A 15,868-nucleotide genomic window follows, 5' to 3' on the forward strand; every position below is an offset into this window, starting at 1 on the left:
GGCCAGCGGCCGGCACTACCAGGGGTGCAGGGCGCAGCCCTGCCAAACCCCCCCCTCATGCTGCGGCGCAGAATGCATTCGGCGGAATCGGCATGCTCTACTTGAATCGATCTAAATCCACGGTTCAACGGGTCGCGCGTCATTCCAGGGGAAGCTGTCTGCCGGTCAAAGGCGGAGCTCGGTGGAACGGTGCCGGACGGCCCGCACCGTATGCCTCCGTGTCATCGACTACAGGAACCCGACATGCGTCCAGTGCCGTCCGCTCCCGCCGTCCCATCGTCTTCGCGCCCGCTGGTGCGCCTGGCCTGCCTGCTCGCCCTGTCGGCCACGCCGATGCTGCTGCAGGCCGCGCCGGCGGCGCTGGAGCGTGAGGTCAATACCTTCATCGGCAGCAAGGACGACGGCAACACCTTCCCGGGCGCGTCCGCACCGTTCGGCCTGATTCAGGTCAGCCCGATCGGCAGTCATTATTCGGGCTGGCGCTATGACGATGACAAGATCCGCGGCTTCGGCCATTCGTTCATCTCCGGCGCCGGCTGCTGGGAACAGGGCGGCCAGGTGTCGGTGCTGCCGGTGACCGGCTCGATCGGCCCCGGTGGCGATTTCGATACCGCCAACCCCAAGCAGTTCGACCACAAGGCCTACGCCGCGTCCTATAGCCACGACGGCGAGGTCGGCCAGGCCGGCTACTACAAGGTGCGCCTGACCAGCTACGGCGGCATCGATGCCGAGACCACCGCACGTACCCGCGCCGCCGCCGAGCGCTATACCTTCAGCCAGCGCCAGGGCGACGGCCATGTGCTGGTCAATGTCGGCCAGGCCAACGAGCGCCATTCGGTGATCGGCAGCGTGGTTGATGTGGTGGGCGACCGCGTGGTCGAGGGCAAGCTGGTCACCAAGAGCTTCTGTGGTGGCCATCAGTACACCACATGGTTCCGCATCGAGTTCGATCGCCCGTTCAAGGCGCATGGCACCTGGGGCGAGGGCGGTGGCCTGCCGGGTGCGCGCCACAGCATGGAAGGCGAGCAGAAGCCGAATGGTGCCTGGCTCAGCTTCGACCTGGCCAAGGGCCAGTCGGTGACCGCAGTCAGTGCGATCTCGCACGTGGACGCCGAGGGCGCGCGCATCAACCTGCGCGCCGACGGCATGCAGGGTGGGGCGCTGCTCGGTTTCGACCGCATGCGCGCGCTGTCGCAGCAGGCGTGGCGCGAGCAGCTGGGACGGGTGCGCGTGCAGGGCGGCAATGCTGACGACCGCGCGGTGTTCTACAGCGCGGTCTACCACGCGCTGCTGCAGCCGATGACCGGCAACGATGCCGACGGCCGCTACCGTGGCTATGACGATGGCATCCATCGCGCCGATGGCTGGACCTACTACGAGTACTTCTCGCTGTGGGATACCTACCGTGCGCAGAACCAGTGGCTGGCACTGACCCGCCCGGACGTGGCACGCGATATCGGCCGCACGCTGCTGGCGATCGATGAGCAGGGTGGCTGGCTGCCGCGCTGGGGCTATGCCAACTTCGAGACCAACATCATGACCGGCGACCCGGTCACGCCGTTCATGGTCGACCTGTGGCGCTTCGGCGCGCTCAAGGGCCGTGAATCGCAGGCGTGGGATGCGCTGCGCCGCAATGCCTTCGGTACGCCGCCGTTGAACTCGCGCATGGCCGGCCGCTCCGGCAACCCGACCTACCTGGACAAGGGCTATGTGGTCTACGACCGTGCGTTCCCGTCCAAGGGAATGGACGTTGATCCGCATCACGGCGGCTCGGCAACGCTGGAGTACGCGCTGGCCGACTGTGCGCTCTCGCAGATGGCCGATGGCCTCGGCCATGCGCAGGACGCGGCGACGCTGCGTGAGCGCGGCCGCAACTGGCGCAAGGTGTGGGACCCGCAGGTGCGTGATGCCGAGACCGGCTTCACCGGCTTCCCGCGCCCGCGCACCGAGGATGGCCAGTGGTACACGCCGGCCGATGGCCACTACAGCCCGCGTTCGCACCACGGCTTCCATGAAGGTACGGCATGGCAGTACCAGTGGCTGGCGCAGCAGGACGTGCCGGGCCTGGTCGAAGCGATGGACGGCCGCGAGCAGGCCGGCCGCCGCCTCGACGCGTTCTTCGCGATGGATGCGCTGCAGGCCGACCCGCTCAACGCCGCCCGCAAGGAGTGGGTGGTAGGGCCGTACAGCTACTACAACCAGTTCCGCTACAACCCGAACAACGAGCCGGACCTGCACTCGCCGTGGCTGTACACGCTGATCGGCCAGCCGTGGAAGACCGCTGCGGTGGTGCGTGCCGCGCAGCAGTTGTTCACCAATGCGCCGAACGGCGTGACCGGCAACGATGACCTGGGCACGATGTCGGCCTGGTACCTGTTCAGTGCCATCGGCGTGTACCCGGCGGTGCCGGGTAGCGGCCAGTTCCTGCTGCACACCCCGCGCTTCAGCAAGGTGGAAGTGGACATGGGCAATGGCCGTACCCTGCGCATCGACGCGCCGGGTGCGGATGGCCGGCGCCTGCAGTACGTGCAGGGCGTGAAGGTCGATGGCCAGGCGCATGCGCCGGTATGGCTGGACTGGAACCGCCTGCAGCAGGGCCCGCGCCTGCAGTTCGCGCTGGATGCGAAGGCGCCGGAGCAGGGCTGGGGCACGGCGGTGAAGGACCTGCCGGTGTCCTGGTGCGCGGCACCGGGCAGCCAGCTGCGCTGAGCCGGACTGTGCCGTTCGCGGTGACCCAGCGAACGGCACGGCACGACACGGCCCTGATCCATTAGGCTTGAGCCTCCAGCGGAGTCCGGGAAGACGATGAACGACAACGGCAGCAGTTCCAGCAAGCGCGCCGGCAAGGCGGTGACGGTGACCGACATCGCGCGTGCCATCGGCGTGTCGCGGGCCACCGTGTCGTTGGTGCTGCGCGGCAGCCCGCTGGTCAACGTCGATACCCGGGCCAAGGTCGAGGCCGAACTGCGCCGCCAGCGCTATGTCTACAACCGCGCGGCGGCCAACCTGCGCCGTCGTACCTCGTCGAGCATCGCGCTGGTGATCAACGATCTGTCCAACCCGTTCTTCGCCGAATTCGCGTCCGGCGTGGACGAGGCGCTGGGTGGCCGCGGTTATGTGACCCTGCTCGGCAGTACCGGTGAATCGCCCGAGCGCCAGCAGGCGGTGCTGTCCACGTTGATGGAGCACACCCCGGCCGGCCTGATCCTGTCGCCGGCCGAAGGAAGTGATACCGCGCAGTTGCGCCAGGCATTGGGTGCCAACGCCAACGTGCTGCTGTTCAACCGCGAACTGGAAGGTGCCGACTGGGACTTCCTGACCCTGGACAACCAGCACGGTGCCTACCTGGCCACGCGCCACCTGATCGAGCGCGGCCATCGCCAGATCGCGTTCTTTGGTGGCCATGCCGCCTCCAGTTCATGCCATCAGCGCCGCGCCGGTTTCCAGCAGGCGCTGGCCGAGGCCGGTCTGTCGCTGCCGCCGGGCTGGATGATCGAGTCGGCACCGAACCGCCTGGAAGCCGCGGCGCGCACCGATGAGCTGTTTGCCGATGGCCATCGACCCAGTGCGGCGGTCTGCTACAACGACACCGTGGCGCTGGGCCTGATGCTGGGCCTGAACTCGCGCGGCATCCGCCCGGGTGGCGACTTCGCCGTTACCGGTTTCGATGATATTTCCGAGGCGTCGGTGGCGGTGCCGCCGTTGACCACGCTCACTGCCGATCCGCGCGAGCGGGGCCGGCAAGCTGCCGCTCTGCTGCTGCAACGGCTGGACGAACCGGACGCGCCGCCACGGCGCACCGTCGCGCCGGTGCAGCTGCGCATCCGCGAAAGCAGTGCCGCACGACCGAACTGATTCCTTCCATACACCCCTTCCACGCAACAACGACCTTCCGCGCATCGAGGCGCGTACCGCATGCCGATTTCCGCAACGCCCCGTCCATCGGGTTCTTCGGGCAACGCACCCGCCGTCACCAACGGCAAGGCGCTGGCCGTGGTCACCACGATCTTCTTCATGTGGGGCTTCCTGACCTGCCTCAATGACATCCTGATCCCGCACCTGAAGGCGGTGTTCGAGTTGAACTACGCCAAGGCGATGCTGGTGCAGTTCACCTTCTTCGGCACCTATTTCCTGATGTCGCTGCCGGCGGGCCGGTTGGTCGCCGCGCTGGGTTACAAGAAGGGCATCGTGGCCGGCCTGGTGATCGCCGGCATCGGTGCGCTGGGCTTCTGGCCGGCGGCCGAGCTGCGCGTGTATGGCGCCTTCCTCGGCGCGCTGTTCGTGCTGGCCAGCGGCATCACCGTGCTGCAGGTCGCTGCCAATCCTTACGTGGCGCTGCTGGGCCCGGAACAGACCAGCTCCAGCCGCCTGACCCTGGCGCAGGCGCTGAACTCGCTGGGCACGGCCATCGCGCCGATCTTCGGCGGCATGCTGATCCTGTCCAACACGGTGAAGAGTGCCGATGACATCGCGGCACTGCCGGCCGCCGAGCAGCTGGCCTACCGTGCCGCCGAGGCGCAGGCCGTGCAGGGCCCGTACGTGGGCCTGGCGGTGGCGCTGGTGCTGCTGGCGCTGTTCGTGTTCCTGTTCCGACTGCCGGCGTTGAGCGATGCCACCGAGCAGGCCGACCAGGGCCACCACCACAGCTACCTGGATGCGCTGCGCAAGCGCCACCTGTTGCTGGGCGTGCTGGGCATCTTCTTCTACGTGGGTGCCGAAGTGTCGATCGGCAGCTTCCTGGTCAACTACCTGTCGATGCCGAACATCGGCGGCTTCAGCGAGCAGCAGGCCACGCACTACGTGTCGGCCTACTGGACGATGGCGATGATCGGCCGCTTCGCCGGTTCGGCGCTGCTGGCGCGCTTCTCGCCCAGCCGCCTGCTGGCGATCTTCGCGCTGGTCAACGTGGGGCTGCTGGTCACGACCATGCTGAGCTCCGGCAGTGTCGCGCTGTATTCGGTGGTGGCGATCGGCCTGTTCAACTCGATCATGTTCCCGACCATCTTCGCGCTGAGCATCGAGCGCCTCGGCCCGCTGACCAACAAGGGCTCCAGCCTGCTGATCATGGCCATCGTCGGCGGTGCCGTGGTGCCGTACCTGCAGGGCGTGCTGGCCGACCACATCGGTGTGCAGGCCAGCTTCATCCTGCCGCTGCTGTGCTACGGCTACATCATTTTCTACGGACTGGTCGGCGCGCGTACGCCGGCCTCCGCAACGCAGGGAGGCTGAGTCCGGTATGGGTGCCATCGTTTGCTTCGGCGAAATTTTGATCGATCTACTAGCGCAGCCGCCGGCCTCGGCCGATACCCCGCGCGCGTTCCTGCAGTACGCCGGCGGTGCGCCGGCCAACGTCGCCGTGGCCGCCGCGCGGCTGGGTGCGAAGACGCAGTTCGTCGGCATGCTCGGCCGTGACATGTTCGGCGACTTCCTGGCCGACAGCCTGGTCGAGCACGGCGTGGGCACGGATTACATCGTGCGTACCGATGCGGCGAAGACCGCACTGGCCTTCGTTGCCCTCGACGCCAGCGGCGAGCGCAGCTTCAGTTTCTACCGCCCGCCGGCGGCCGACCTGCTGTTCCGTGACAGTGACTTCCAGGCGGAGTGCCTCGACAGCGCACAGTGCTTCCACGTCTGCTCCAACAGCCTGACCGAGCCGGCCATCGCCGAGGCGACCTTCGCCGGCATGGACCGGGCCCGTAAGGCCGGCGCGGTGGTCAGTCTCGATCTGAATCTGCGTCCGGCCCTGTGGCCTGCCGACGTCGATCCGACGCCGCGCCTGTGGCAGGCGCTGGAGCGCGCCGACCTGGTCAAGCTGTCGCGCGAGGAACTGGATTACCTGGCAGCTCCGCTGGGCGCCGATGGCGAGGCGGCGGTGCTGCGGCGCCTGCTGGCCGCGCAGGCACGCTGGGTCATCGTCACCGATGGTGCAGCCACGCTGCACTGGTACACCCGCGACAACCACGGCACGGTCACCAGCTTCCGCGTGGCCACCGTCGACACTACCGCGGCCGGTGATGCCTTCGTCGGTGGCGTGCTGGTCGGCCTGCTGGAGCGGGGTGGGGCGGGCGCAGGTTTCGCCGCCTTCTGCAAGGACCCGGAGGCGATCACCGCCACGCTGCGCTTCGGCGCTGCAGTCGGTGCGCTGGCGGTTACCCGCAAGGGCGCGTTCGCCGCGATGCCCTCGCTTGATGAAGTGCAGCAGCTGCTGCAGTCCCAGGACATTACCGCATGAGCACCTCGCCCGACTTCCGTTCACCCGCGTTCCTGCGTGCGCACATCGCCGACACGATGGCGTTCTACCACCCGCGCTGCATCGATCCGAACGGTGGCTTCTTCCACTACTTCCGTGACGACGGCAGCATCTACGATGCCAGCCATCGCCACCTGGTGAGCAGCACGCGCTTCGTCTTCAACTACGCGATGGCCTACCGCGAGTTCGGCAATGCCGAATATCGCGAGGCGGTCGAGCACGGCGTGCGCTACCTGCGTGAGGTGCACCGCAACCCGGCCACCGGCGGCTATGCCTGGACCCTGCGCGATGGCAAGGTCGAGGACGACATGAACCACTGCTATGGCGTGGCCTTCGTGCTGCTGGCCTACAGCTGCGCGCTGAAGGCCGGCATCGAGCAGGCCCGCGAGTGGATGGACGAGACCTGGCAGCTGCTGGAAGCGCGCTTCTGGGAGCCGCAGCACGGCCTGTACAAGGACGAGGCTGATGGCCATTGGAACTTCACCGGCTATCGCGGCCAGAACGCCAACATGCACATGTGCGAGGCGATGCTGGCCGCATTCGAGGCCAGTGGCGAACAGCGCTATGTCGAGCGCGCGCTGCTGCTGGCCGACAACATGACCCGCCGCCAGGCCGCCAAGGCCGGTGGGCTGGTCTGGGAACACTACGACGTGAACTGGGAGATCGACTGGGATTACAATCTGGACGACCCCAAGCACCTGTTCCGCCCGTGGGGCTTCCAGCCCGGCCACCAGACCGAGTGGGCCAAGCTGCTGCTGATCCTCGATCGCCACGTGCAGGCCGATTGGCTGGTTCCGACCGCGCAGCACCTGTTCGACGTGGCCGTGGCGCGCAGCTGGGACGACGCCCGCGGTGGCCTGTACTACGGCTTCGCACCGGAATCGCGCCGGCAGCCGGGCATGGACGGCGCACCGATCGGTGGCGACAGCTTCGTCTGCGATGACGACAAATACTTCTGGGTGCAGGCCGAGACCCTGGCCACCGCCGCACTGATGGCCAGGCGCACCGGCGATGACCGCTACTGGCAGTGGTACGACCGCCTCTGGGCGTATTCGTGGGAGCACTTCGTCGACCACCGGTACGGCGCCTGGTTCCGCATCCTCGATGCCGACAACCGCAAGTACAGCGACGAGAAGAGCCCGGCCGGCAAGGTGGATTACCACACCATGGGTGCCTGCTACGAAGTGTTGAACGTCGTGCGCTGAGGCGCGATGTATTGGAATCGGTAGCGCCGGGCCGCACCCGGCGGCAGAACAGGAGCATCACGTGCATCGCCTTTCCCTCGTTGTCCGTCTGCTCCTGCTGCTGATCGCAGCCTCCGTGTTTCCGGCAACTGCAGCCCCGCTGCAGGCGCAGTGGGAGTTCCGCATGCTGCCCGGCGACGCGCAGGGTGCGGCGCATCCGGGCCTGCAGCAGTGGCGCGCGGCAACGGTGCCGGGCAGCGTGCACACCGATCTGCTGGCCCATGCGTTGATCCGCGATCCCTACGTCGGTGCAGCCGAGGCCGAGCTGCAATGGATCGGCCTGGCCGACTGGGAATACCGCGCCCGTTTCGACGTGGATACCGCGACGCTTGCCAAGCCCAATGCCGAGCTGCGCTTCGATGGGCTCGATACCTATGCGGAGGTCCTCCTCAACGGCAAACCGCTGCTGCGTGCAGACAATGCACATCGTACCTGGCGCGCGCGCGTGGAGGGCCGGCTGCGGGCCAAGGGCAATGAGCTGCAGATCGTGTTCCGTTCGCCGATCCGCACGCTGCTGCCGGGCGTGCAGGCCATGCCGCACAAGATTGCTGGCAACTATCCGTCGCCCTATGGTGATGAGCCGAAGGAGGCGATGGTCGGCAACTTCGCGCGCAAGCCGGCCTACCACTTCGGCTGGGACTGGGGCCCGCGTTATGTCACCGCCGGGGTCTGGCGTGGCGTCGACCTGCAGGCCTGGGATGCGCACCGCCTGGCCGATCTGGCCGTGCGTACGGATGCACTGGACGCCCAGCAGGCGAAGCTGGCGGTGCTGCTGCAGGTGGAGCAGGGGGCGGTGTCGGGCTCGGCCGTGGTGCATGTGGAGGTGCGCGATCCGCAGGGCCGCAGCGTGGCCCAGGTGCAACGCACGGTGCCGCTGATGCCCGGCCAGAACACCGTTGAGCTGCCGGTTGAGCTGACCAAGCCGCAGCGCTGGTGGCCGGTGGGTCATGGTGCGCAGGACCGTTACACCGTGCAGGCACGCCTTGACGACGGCAGCACACCGGAACTGGCGCGCGAGCAGCGCATCGGCCTGCGCACGGTCGAACTGCGCCGCGAGCAAGACGGCAAGGGCGGGCAGGGCTTCGCTTTCGTCATCAATGGTGTGCCGATCTTCGCCAAGGGTGCCAACGTGATCCCGTTCGACGCGTTCCCCGCACGCGTCGATGCGGCGCGACTGCGCCAGGTGTTGACGGCGGCCCGCGATGCCAACATGAACATGCTGCGCAACTGGGGCGGTGGCTACTACGAGGACGATGCGTTCTTCGACATCGCCGATGAACTCGGCCTGCTGGTGTGGCAGGACTTCATGTTCGGCGGTGGCATGCAACCGGGCTACGATCCGGCGTTCCGTGCCAGCGTGGTGGCCGAAGCACGCGACAACGTGCGCCGCCTGCGGCATCACCCCAGCATCGTGCTGTGGTGTGGCAACAACGAGGAAGAGACCGCCTGGAAGGACTGGGGCCATGGCCGCGACCTGAAGGCGGCCGACCCGGCATTTGCGGCGAAGGTCTGGCAGGGCTATGTCGACCTGTTCGGCAACGACCTGCGCCAGGTGGTCGGCGAGGAAGGGCTGGGCGTACCATACTGGTCCAGCTCGCCCAGCAACGATCTTGACGAGAAGGCCAACGATTCGACCCGTGGTGACAAGCACTACTGGCAGGTCTGGGGCAATCCGGCATTGCCGGTGCAGGCCTACCTGCGCGAGACCCCACGCTTCATGTCCGAGTACGGACTGCAGGCGTGGCCGTCGGTGGCGACCGTGGACCAGATCGCCACCCGCGCCGAGCAGCGCATCGACAGCCCGGTGATCCGCGCGCACCAGAAATTCATGGCCGGCGAGGGCAACAGCCGCCTGCTGCACTACATCGAGCTGGGCTACGGTACGCCGAAGGACTTCGAGGATTTCGTCTACCTGAGCCAGGTGATGCAGGCCGATGGCATTGCACTGGCGGCGTTGCATCATCGCGCCTCGCGGCCGTACACGATGGGTTCGCTGTACTGGCAACTCAACGATGTCTGGCCGGGGGCTTCGTGGTCCAGCGTGGACTACTTCGGCCGCTGGAAGGCGCTGCATTTCGCCGCGCGGCGATTCTTCGCGCCGGTCACCGTGGCCGCGCTGCGCGACGAGGGCCGTACGCGGGTGCGGCTGCTCAATGATGGCGCCGCGCTGGATGCGCGCTGGCGGCTGCGGGTGATGGACGTGGACGGCAAGGTGCTGCGCCGTCGCGAGCAGGCGGTGACGCTTGCCGCTGCCGGCGTCACCGACATCGGCACCTACAGCGATGCCGAGCTGCTGGCTGGCGCCGATTCGAAGCGGACGGTCGCGGTGTTCGAGCTGCTGCAGGACGGCAGGGTGAGTGCGCGGCAGGTGGTTGGTTTCGTCGAAGCCAAGGACCAGCAGCTGCCGCGACAGAAGCTGAAGGCTGCCCTGAGCATCGAGGGCGACCACTATCGACTGCGGCTGGAGAGCGCGACGTATGTGCGGGCGGCGTGGATCGACTTCGGTGCGCTGGACGTGCAGGTCGAAGACAACCTGCTGGACCTGTTGCCGGGGGAAACCCGCGATATCGCCGTACGCGGCCCGGTGGATCTGACGACGCTGCGCGAAGCGTTGAAGCTGAGGACCCTCAACGACCGTTGAGGGCGGCACATCCTGTTCTGGTAGGTGCCAACCTTGGTTGGCACACCCGGAACATGCCAACCAAGGTTGGCATCCCCCGTTGATTACAGCTGGATCTGCTGGAAGTTCTCGACCCGCTCGTGGCCGTTGGCGGCCTGGCCGGTGCGCGGCAGCGGGTAGTCGTCAAGGCGGTCGATCAGGCGGGTCTGCAGGCCGGCTTCGCGGGCTGCGTCGAGTTCTTCGACCACGTCGGACAGGAACAGGATCTCACCCGCCGGCACGCCGATCGCCTGCACGATGCGGCGATAGCTGTCGGCCTCACGCTTGCCGCCGACCTCGGTGTCGAACCAGCCCGACACCAGTGGGCTGAGGTCACCGGCATCGCTGAAGCCGAAGAACAGTTTCTGCGCCGGTACCGAGCCGGAGGAGTACACGTACAGCGGCAGGCCGGAGGCGTGCCAGCCGTTCAGCACCGGCGCCACTTCCGGATAGAAGTGCGCGGTGTAGTCGCCGCGGCGGTAGCCTTCGTCCCAGATCATGCCCTGCAGCGCCTTCAGCGCGGTGTGCTTGCGGTCCTGGTCGATCCAGCCCTGCAGCGTCTCGGCCACCAGGCTGTCCTGGCAGGCGCCGCCGATCTCGCTGGCCACCGCATCCAGCCAGCGGCGGACCTCCGGCTGCTGGCCATGCTCGGCCACGAACGCGGGCAACGCCTTGCGGGCATAAGGGAACAGCACGTTCTTGACGAACGAGATGCTGCTGGTGGTGCCTTCGATGTCGGTCAGGATGACGCGGGGCTGCATGGATCAGGACGCCTGGGTGGGTACGTAACGGGGGAACTTCTGCGCGATGTCGGTGCCGGTGAAGTGACCGACCCAGCCATCCGGCTCGGTGAAGAAGCGGATCGCCACGAAGCTCGGCTCGTCGCCCATGTCGAACCAGTGGGTGGTGCCATCGGGCACGGCGATCAGGTCATCCTTCACACACTCGATCTCGTAGACCTTGTCACCCACGTGCAGGGTGAACAGGCCCGAGCCGGCCACGAAGAAGCGCACCTCGTCTTCCTTGTGGAAGTGTTCGTCGAGGAACTTCTTGCGCAGTTCCGCCCGGTTCGGGTTGTCCGGGGCGATCGAGGCCACGTCCACGCTCTTGAAGCCACGCTCGGCGACCAGGCGGTCGATGTCGGCGCGGTAGGCGGCGAACACTTCATCCTGGCTGGCACCCGGCGCGACCGGCGCGGTGGCCTGCCAGCGCTCGAAGGTGACACCGATCTTATGCAGTTCGGCAGCGATGATCGCGCCGTCCTGGGTGTCCAGCAGTGGCGATTCGGGGCGGGTGTCGTCGTAGATGCGCAGTCGGCTCATGGCGGCAGCTTGAACGTCTCGGGGGGAAGACAGGGTAGCAGGGTGGGGGCGCGGCGCAGATTCCTGATCGGCATCTGCACCTGCGCGCGGGTTCAGCCGCGCAGCTTGCGCAGTTCCAGCTCGCAGTGGAACAGGAACTCGAAGGCTTCCAGGTGGCGGCGCGCCTCGGCCATGTCGCGGCCCCAGGCGTACAGGCCGTGGCCGTCGATCAGGTAACCCCACAGGTTCTGCCGGTCCAGCAGGTCGTCGACCTGTTTCGAGAGCACATTCATGTCCTGGGTGTTGGCGAACACCGGCACGTCCACGGCCATTTCATGGGTGCTGTTGCCGGCGAAGGCCTTCAGCAGCTCGTAGCCTTCCAGGTGCACATGGCCTTGCGGCGCATACAGGCGCGAGGCGATGGTCTGCACCGGGGAATGGGTGTGCAGGACGCAGCCGATCTCCGGGAAGCGGCGGTACAGCTGGGTGTGCAGCAGGGTTTCGGCGGACGGGCGCAGCGGGCGGCCGACGGCCTTGCCGTCGAAGTCCACCACCATGATGTCGTCCTCGATCAGGCGGCCCTTGTCCTTGCCGGACACGGTGATCGCCGCGTGGCCGTCATCCAGGCGGTGGGAGAAGTTGCTGCTGGTGGCCGGGGTCCAGCCGGCGTGGGCCAGTTCGCGGACGTTGTCGATCAGCAGCTGGGCCAGTTCGCTCAGGCGCGCGGTGTCGTAGGGGAAGGTGGGGGCGTTCATGCCGTCGATTTTACTGGATTCGGCCAACGGCTGAGCCCCTCGTGGCTTGCGTAAGAAGCAGGTTCCGTGGGTTGGCCGGTTGGGTGGGCTGCGCAGGGGACGCCGTGAACCCATCCATGGGGGCTTGGCCGCGGCATCCATGCCGCGGACACCCCTGCGCAGCCCACCCGACCGGCCACGGACAGGTTCCGTCGTGCGGCCAGCCACGGAGTGAAGAAGGAAAAGCGAAAAGCGGGTCGCCGCGCTGCGCTTGCTCGGAGCCGAGCATGGCTCGGCTCTACAGGGAATTCATCGACCGGAGGGAATTCATCTCTCAGACGCAATTCATCCACGCATGGCGTGGATCTACTGGACGTGCCAGCAGACTGTCGGAGGTGGGGCGGGTTGGGTTCGCGGGGGTGTCCGCGGCAGGGATGCCGCGGCCAAGCCCCCATGGATGGGTTCACGGCGTCCCCCGCTAACCCAATCCGCCCCACCAAAGCCTCAGCCCAGCTGTCGCCGTTGCCGTTGCTCCGGCTTCAAAGGCGGGTGCAGGGCCGCAGGCCCTGCAATGCAAAACCCCTTACTTCCCCCGCAGGCGGCTGTGCTTGAAGCCGTAGCAGAAGTAGATGACGAAGCCGACGAACGTCCACACGCCCATCAGCATCCAGTTGTGCATCGTCATCGCCGACAGCAGCGCCAGGCAGCTCAGCACGCCCAGGCTGCAGATCAGCCACGCCATCGGCATGCGGAACGGACGCGGCAGGTCCGGCTGGGTGCGGCGCAGGATCAGCACGCCGGCACACACCGCAGCAAACGCGATCAGCGTGCCCATCGAGGTCAGCTCACCGAGGATGTCCAGCGGGAACAGCGCCGCCAGCAGCGCGATGCCGATGCCGGTGATCACGGTGTTGATGTGCGGGGTGCGGTACTTCGGATGGATCTTGGTGAACACCGGCGGCAGCAGGCCATCGCGGCCCATGATCATGAAGATGCGCGGCTGGCCGATGATCATCACCAGCACCACCGAGGACAGGCCGACCAGCGCGCCGACCTCGACCACCCAGCGCAGCCAGCCCAGCTGCGGATGCGCGGCCACCGCGGTCACCACCGGCTCGTCGGTGCCCAGCAGCTGGTACGGCACCAGGCCGGTCATCACAGCGGCCATGGCGATGTACAGCACGGTGCAGACCGCCAGCGACAGCATCATGCCGATCGGCATGTCGCGCTGCGGGTTCTTCGATTCCTGCGCCGCCACCGACACCGCCTCGAAGCCGATGTAGGCGAAGAACACCATCGCCGCGCCGCGCAGCACGCCTTCCATGCCGTACTTGCCGGGGCCTTCGTTGGCGGGAATGAACGGGGTCCAGTTGCTGGTGTCGACGTACTTCCAGCCGACCACGATGACCAGCACGATCAGGCCGGTCTTGAGCACGACCATCGCCATGTTCATCGCCGAGGACTTGCTGATGCCGACGTAGCACAGCCAGGTCAGCAGCAGTACCAGCGCGGCGGCCGGCAGGTTGGCGATCGCGCCGGTCGGGCGCAGCTGCGCGTCGAGTGGCGCGCTGACCAGCGCCGCCGGTAGATGGATGTCGAACTGGCTGAGCAGGCTGAGGAAATAGCCGGTCCAGCTGACCGCCACGGCTGACGCGGAGACGCCGTACTCCAGCACCAGCATCCAGCCGATGAACCAGGCCGAGAGCTCGCCGAAGGTGGCATAGGTATAGGTGTAGGCGCTGCCGGACACCGGCACCATCGAGGCGAACTCGGCGTAGGCCAGTGCGCAGAAGGCGCAGCAGATGGCGGCCAGCACGAACGACAGCATGATCGCCGGGCCGGCGTGGTTGGCGGCGGCCTGGCCGGTGATGACGAAGATGCCGCCGCCGATCACCGCGCCGATGCCGAGGGCGGTCAGCCCCCAGGGGCCGAGGTGGCGGCGCAGGCTGAGGCCGTTGGCGTCTTCATGGGCGGCATGCGGGTGCTTGGTGGCCCACAGTTGCTTGAACATGTGTGGTGGTCTTGTCGAAGCGCGCCATGACCGGCGCGCGGGGAAAACGGACGGGCCGGCGCGAGGCCGGCCCGTAGGCGGATCAGGGCGACTTGGCCAGCTTGCTGTTGCGGATGCCGTAGCCCAGGTAGATCAGCAGGCCGAGCAGCGTCCAGCCAACGAACAGGTGCCAGTGCACCACGAACGCCTGCCAGAACAGGAACAGGCAGGTGGCCGCGCCCAGCGGGCAGATGATCCACACCATCGGCACGCGGAACGGGCGGTGGATCTCCGGCTTGGTATAGCGCAGCACCAGCACGCCGATGCAGACCGTGGCGAAGGCCAGCAGGGTGCCCATCGAGACCAGTTCGCCCAGCACGTTCAGCGGCACCAGGCCGGCCAGTGCGGCGGCGATCACGCCGACCACGATGGTGGCGACGTACGGGGTGCGGAAGCGGGCGTGGACCTTGCCGAAGAATTTCGGCAGCAGGCCGTCGCGGGAGATGGTGTAGGCGATGCGGGTCTGGCCCATCATCATCACCAGCACCACCGAGGACAGGCCGGCGATGGCGCCGATCTCGACCAGGGTCTTCAGCCACGACAGGGTCGGGTAGGGCTCCAGCGCGGTGGCCACCGGCTTGTCGGTGCCCAGCAGGTGGTACGGCATCATGCCGGTCAGCACCGCGCAGACGATGATGTAGACGATGGTGCACACCGCCAGCGAGCCGAGCAGGCCGATCGGCATGTTGCGCTGCGGGTCCTTGGTCTCGCCGGCGGCGGTGGAAACCGCATCGAAGCCGATGTAGGCGAAGAACACGATGGTGGCCGCGCGGAATACGCCGCTCCAGCCGAACTCACCCGGCACGCCGGTGTTTTCCGGGATGAACGGCTGCCAGTTGGCCGGGTCGATGTGGGCCGCACCGATGCCGATGAACAGGCAGATGACGGTGACCTTGATCGCCACGATGATCGCGTTGACGAAGGCCGACTGGGTCACGCCCACGTACAGCAGGCCGGACACCGCCGCCACGATCAGCACCGCCGGCAGGTTGAACAGCTTGCCGGAGGAGACGAACTCGCTGCCGGTCCAGGCGATGGGCGCGGCGCTGAGCAGGTCCGGGAACGGCATGTGCAGCGTAGTGGTGATGAAGCTGATCAGGTACGCCGACCAGCCCACCGCGACCGAGGCCGAGGCGAACAGGTACTCCAGCACCAGGCACCAGCCGATGAACCAGGCCATGCCTTCGCCGAGGGTGGCGTAGGAGTAGGAATAGGCGCTGCCGGAGACCGGCATCATCGCCGCGAACTCGGCGTAGCACAGGCCTGCCAGGGCGCAGGCGAAACCGGCGATCACGAACGACAGCATGACGGCGGGGCCGGCGTGGTTGGCCGCGGCCTGGCCGGTCAGCACGAAGATACCTGCGCCGATCACCGCACCCACGCCAAGCAGGATGAGGTGTTTAGCCGTGAGGGTCCGTTTCAACGTGGCTTCGCCGTCCAGGCTGCCTTCGATGGGTTCGCCGGCATCGACGTGCCCGGCCGGTTGGACCGGCTTGACCCTCAACAGAGCTTTCAGCATGCAGTACTTCCTAGTGATCGGATTGGGTGGGCCGCCGATACGTTGCCGGCAACCCTGGAATGGTGAAGGCCGCGCGAACGGCCCGCTGTACCTTAGCCAAAGCTGAAGGCA

General features: G+C 67.2%; 11 protein-coding genes. 6 read left to right on the forward strand and 5 right to left on the reverse strand.

The features are described from left to right. Positions 1–243: 243 nt before the first annotated feature. The 6 genes from N5C18_RS12060 to N5C18_RS12085 all read left to right on the forward strand — a co-directional run bounded on the left by N5C18_RS12060 (position 244) and on the right by N5C18_RS12085 (position 10,135). Complete coding sequence (locus N5C18_RS12060; protein ID WP_164242873.1) at positions 244–2,709, forward strand: GH92 family glycosyl hydrolase; 2,466 nt, start codon at positions 244–246, stop codon at positions 2,707–2,709. A gap of 96 nt (positions 2,710–2,805) precedes the next feature. After that, complete coding sequence (locus N5C18_RS12065) at positions 2,806–3,855, forward strand: LacI family DNA-binding transcriptional regulator (protein ID WP_049434977.1); 1,050 nt, start codon at positions 2,806–2,808, stop codon at positions 3,853–3,855. Positions 3,856–3,915: 60 nt separating this feature from the next. After that, a complete protein-coding gene (fucP, locus tag N5C18_RS12070; protein WP_006439404.1) occupies positions 3,916–5,229 on the forward strand; it encodes an L-fucose:H+ symporter permease in 1,314 nt (437 codons plus the stop codon). A 7-nt stretch (positions 5,230–5,236) separates the two neighbouring features. Continuing rightward, complete coding sequence (locus N5C18_RS12075; RefSeq protein ID WP_053511796.1) at positions 5,237–6,232, forward strand: carbohydrate kinase; 996 nt, start codon at positions 5,237–5,239, stop codon at positions 6,230–6,232. Beyond that, positions 6,229–7,455 carry an AGE family epimerase/isomerase gene (locus N5C18_RS12080; protein WP_164242874.1) on the forward strand — a complete coding sequence of 409 codons (1,227 nt, stop codon included), beginning with the start codon at positions 6,229–6,231 and terminating at the stop codon, positions 7,453–7,455. The genes N5C18_RS12075 and N5C18_RS12080 overlap by 4 nt, the downstream gene beginning before the upstream one ends. Before the next feature lie 61 nt (positions 7,456–7,516). Then, a complete protein-coding gene (locus N5C18_RS12085; RefSeq protein WP_279944694.1) occupies positions 7,517–10,135 on the forward strand; it encodes a glycoside hydrolase family 2 protein in 2,619 nt (872 codons plus the stop codon). 83 nt (positions 10,136–10,218) lie between these two features. Here N5C18_RS12085 and mtnC read toward each other — a convergent pair whose 3' ends face one another. The 5 genes from mtnC to N5C18_RS12110 all read right to left on the reverse strand — a co-directional run bounded on the left by mtnC (position 10,219) and on the right by N5C18_RS12110 (position 15,757). Next, positions 10,219–10,914, reverse strand: coding sequence for an acireductone synthase (mtnC, locus tag N5C18_RS12090; protein ID WP_053511799.1), 696 nt, complete (start codon positions 10,912–10,914; stop codon positions 10,219–10,221). A gap of 3 nt (positions 10,915–10,917) precedes the next feature. Next, positions 10,918–11,475, reverse strand: a complete 558-nt coding sequence (locus tag N5C18_RS12095) for an acireductone dioxygenase (protein ID WP_164242877.1) — start codon at positions 11,473–11,475, stop codon at positions 10,918–10,920. A 92-nt stretch (positions 11,476–11,567) separates the two neighbouring features. Then, positions 11,568–12,209 carry a methylthioribulose 1-phosphate dehydratase gene (locus tag N5C18_RS12100; RefSeq protein WP_279944695.1) on the reverse strand — a complete coding sequence of 214 codons (642 nt, stop codon included), beginning with the start codon at positions 12,207–12,209 and terminating at the stop codon, positions 11,568–11,570. Between the two features lie 562 nt (positions 12,210–12,771). After that, complete coding sequence (locus N5C18_RS12105) at positions 12,772–14,199, reverse strand: amino acid permease (RefSeq protein ID WP_164087018.1); 1,428 nt, start codon at positions 14,197–14,199, stop codon at positions 12,772–12,774. Positions 14,200–14,281: 82 nt separating this feature from the next. Next, positions 14,282–15,757, reverse strand: a complete 1,476-nt coding sequence (locus N5C18_RS12110) for an amino acid permease (RefSeq protein WP_006439800.1) — start codon at positions 15,755–15,757, stop codon at positions 14,282–14,284. Positions 15,758–15,868: the final 111 nt, after the last annotated feature.

Origin of the sequence: Stenotrophomonas sp. GD03930 (genome assembly GCF_029839665.1) — a bacterium.
GTDB classification, from domain to species: Bacteria; Pseudomonadota; Gammaproteobacteria; order Xanthomonadales; family Xanthomonadaceae; genus Stenotrophomonas; species Stenotrophomonas forensis.

What these genes read in the sequence shown, in the direction of transcription:
- N5C18_RS12060 (WP_164242873.1), top strand. Translation starts at nt 244, where the DNA reads ATGCGTCCAGTGCCGTCCGCTCCCGCCGTCCCATCGTCTTCGCGCCCG.
- N5C18_RS12065 (WP_049434977.1), top strand. Translation starts at nt 2,806, where the DNA reads ATGAACGACAACGGCAGCAGTTCCAGCAAGCGCGCCGGCAAGGCGGTG.
- fucP (WP_006439404.1), top strand. Translation starts at nt 3,916, where the DNA reads ATGCCGATTTCCGCAACGCCCCGTCCATCGGGTTCTTCGGGCAACGCA.
- N5C18_RS12075 (WP_053511796.1), top strand. Translation starts at nt 5,237, where the DNA reads ATGGGTGCCATCGTTTGCTTCGGCGAAATTTTGATCGATCTACTAGCG.
- N5C18_RS12080 (WP_164242874.1), top strand. Translation starts at nt 6,229, where the DNA reads ATGAGCACCTCGCCCGACTTCCGTTCACCCGCGTTCCTGCGTGCGCAC.
- mtnC (WP_053511799.1), bottom strand. Translation starts at nt 10,914, where the DNA reads ATGCAGCCCCGCGTCATCCTGACCGACATCGAAGGCACCACCAGCAGC.
- N5C18_RS12095 (WP_164242877.1), bottom strand. Translation starts at nt 11,475, where the DNA reads ATGAGCCGACTGCGCATCTACGACGACACCCGCCCCGAATCGCCACTG.
- N5C18_RS12100 (WP_279944695.1), bottom strand. Translation starts at nt 12,209, where the DNA reads ATGAACGCCCCCACCTTCCCCTACGACACCGCGCGCCTGAGCGAACTG.
- N5C18_RS12105 (WP_164087018.1), bottom strand. Translation starts at nt 14,199, where the DNA reads ATGTTCAAGCAACTGTGGGCCACCAAGCACCCGCATGCCGCCCATGAA.
- N5C18_RS12110 (WP_006439800.1), bottom strand. Translation starts at nt 15,757, where the DNA reads ATGCTGAAAGCTCTGTTGAGGGTCAAGCCGGTCCAACCGGCCGGGCAC.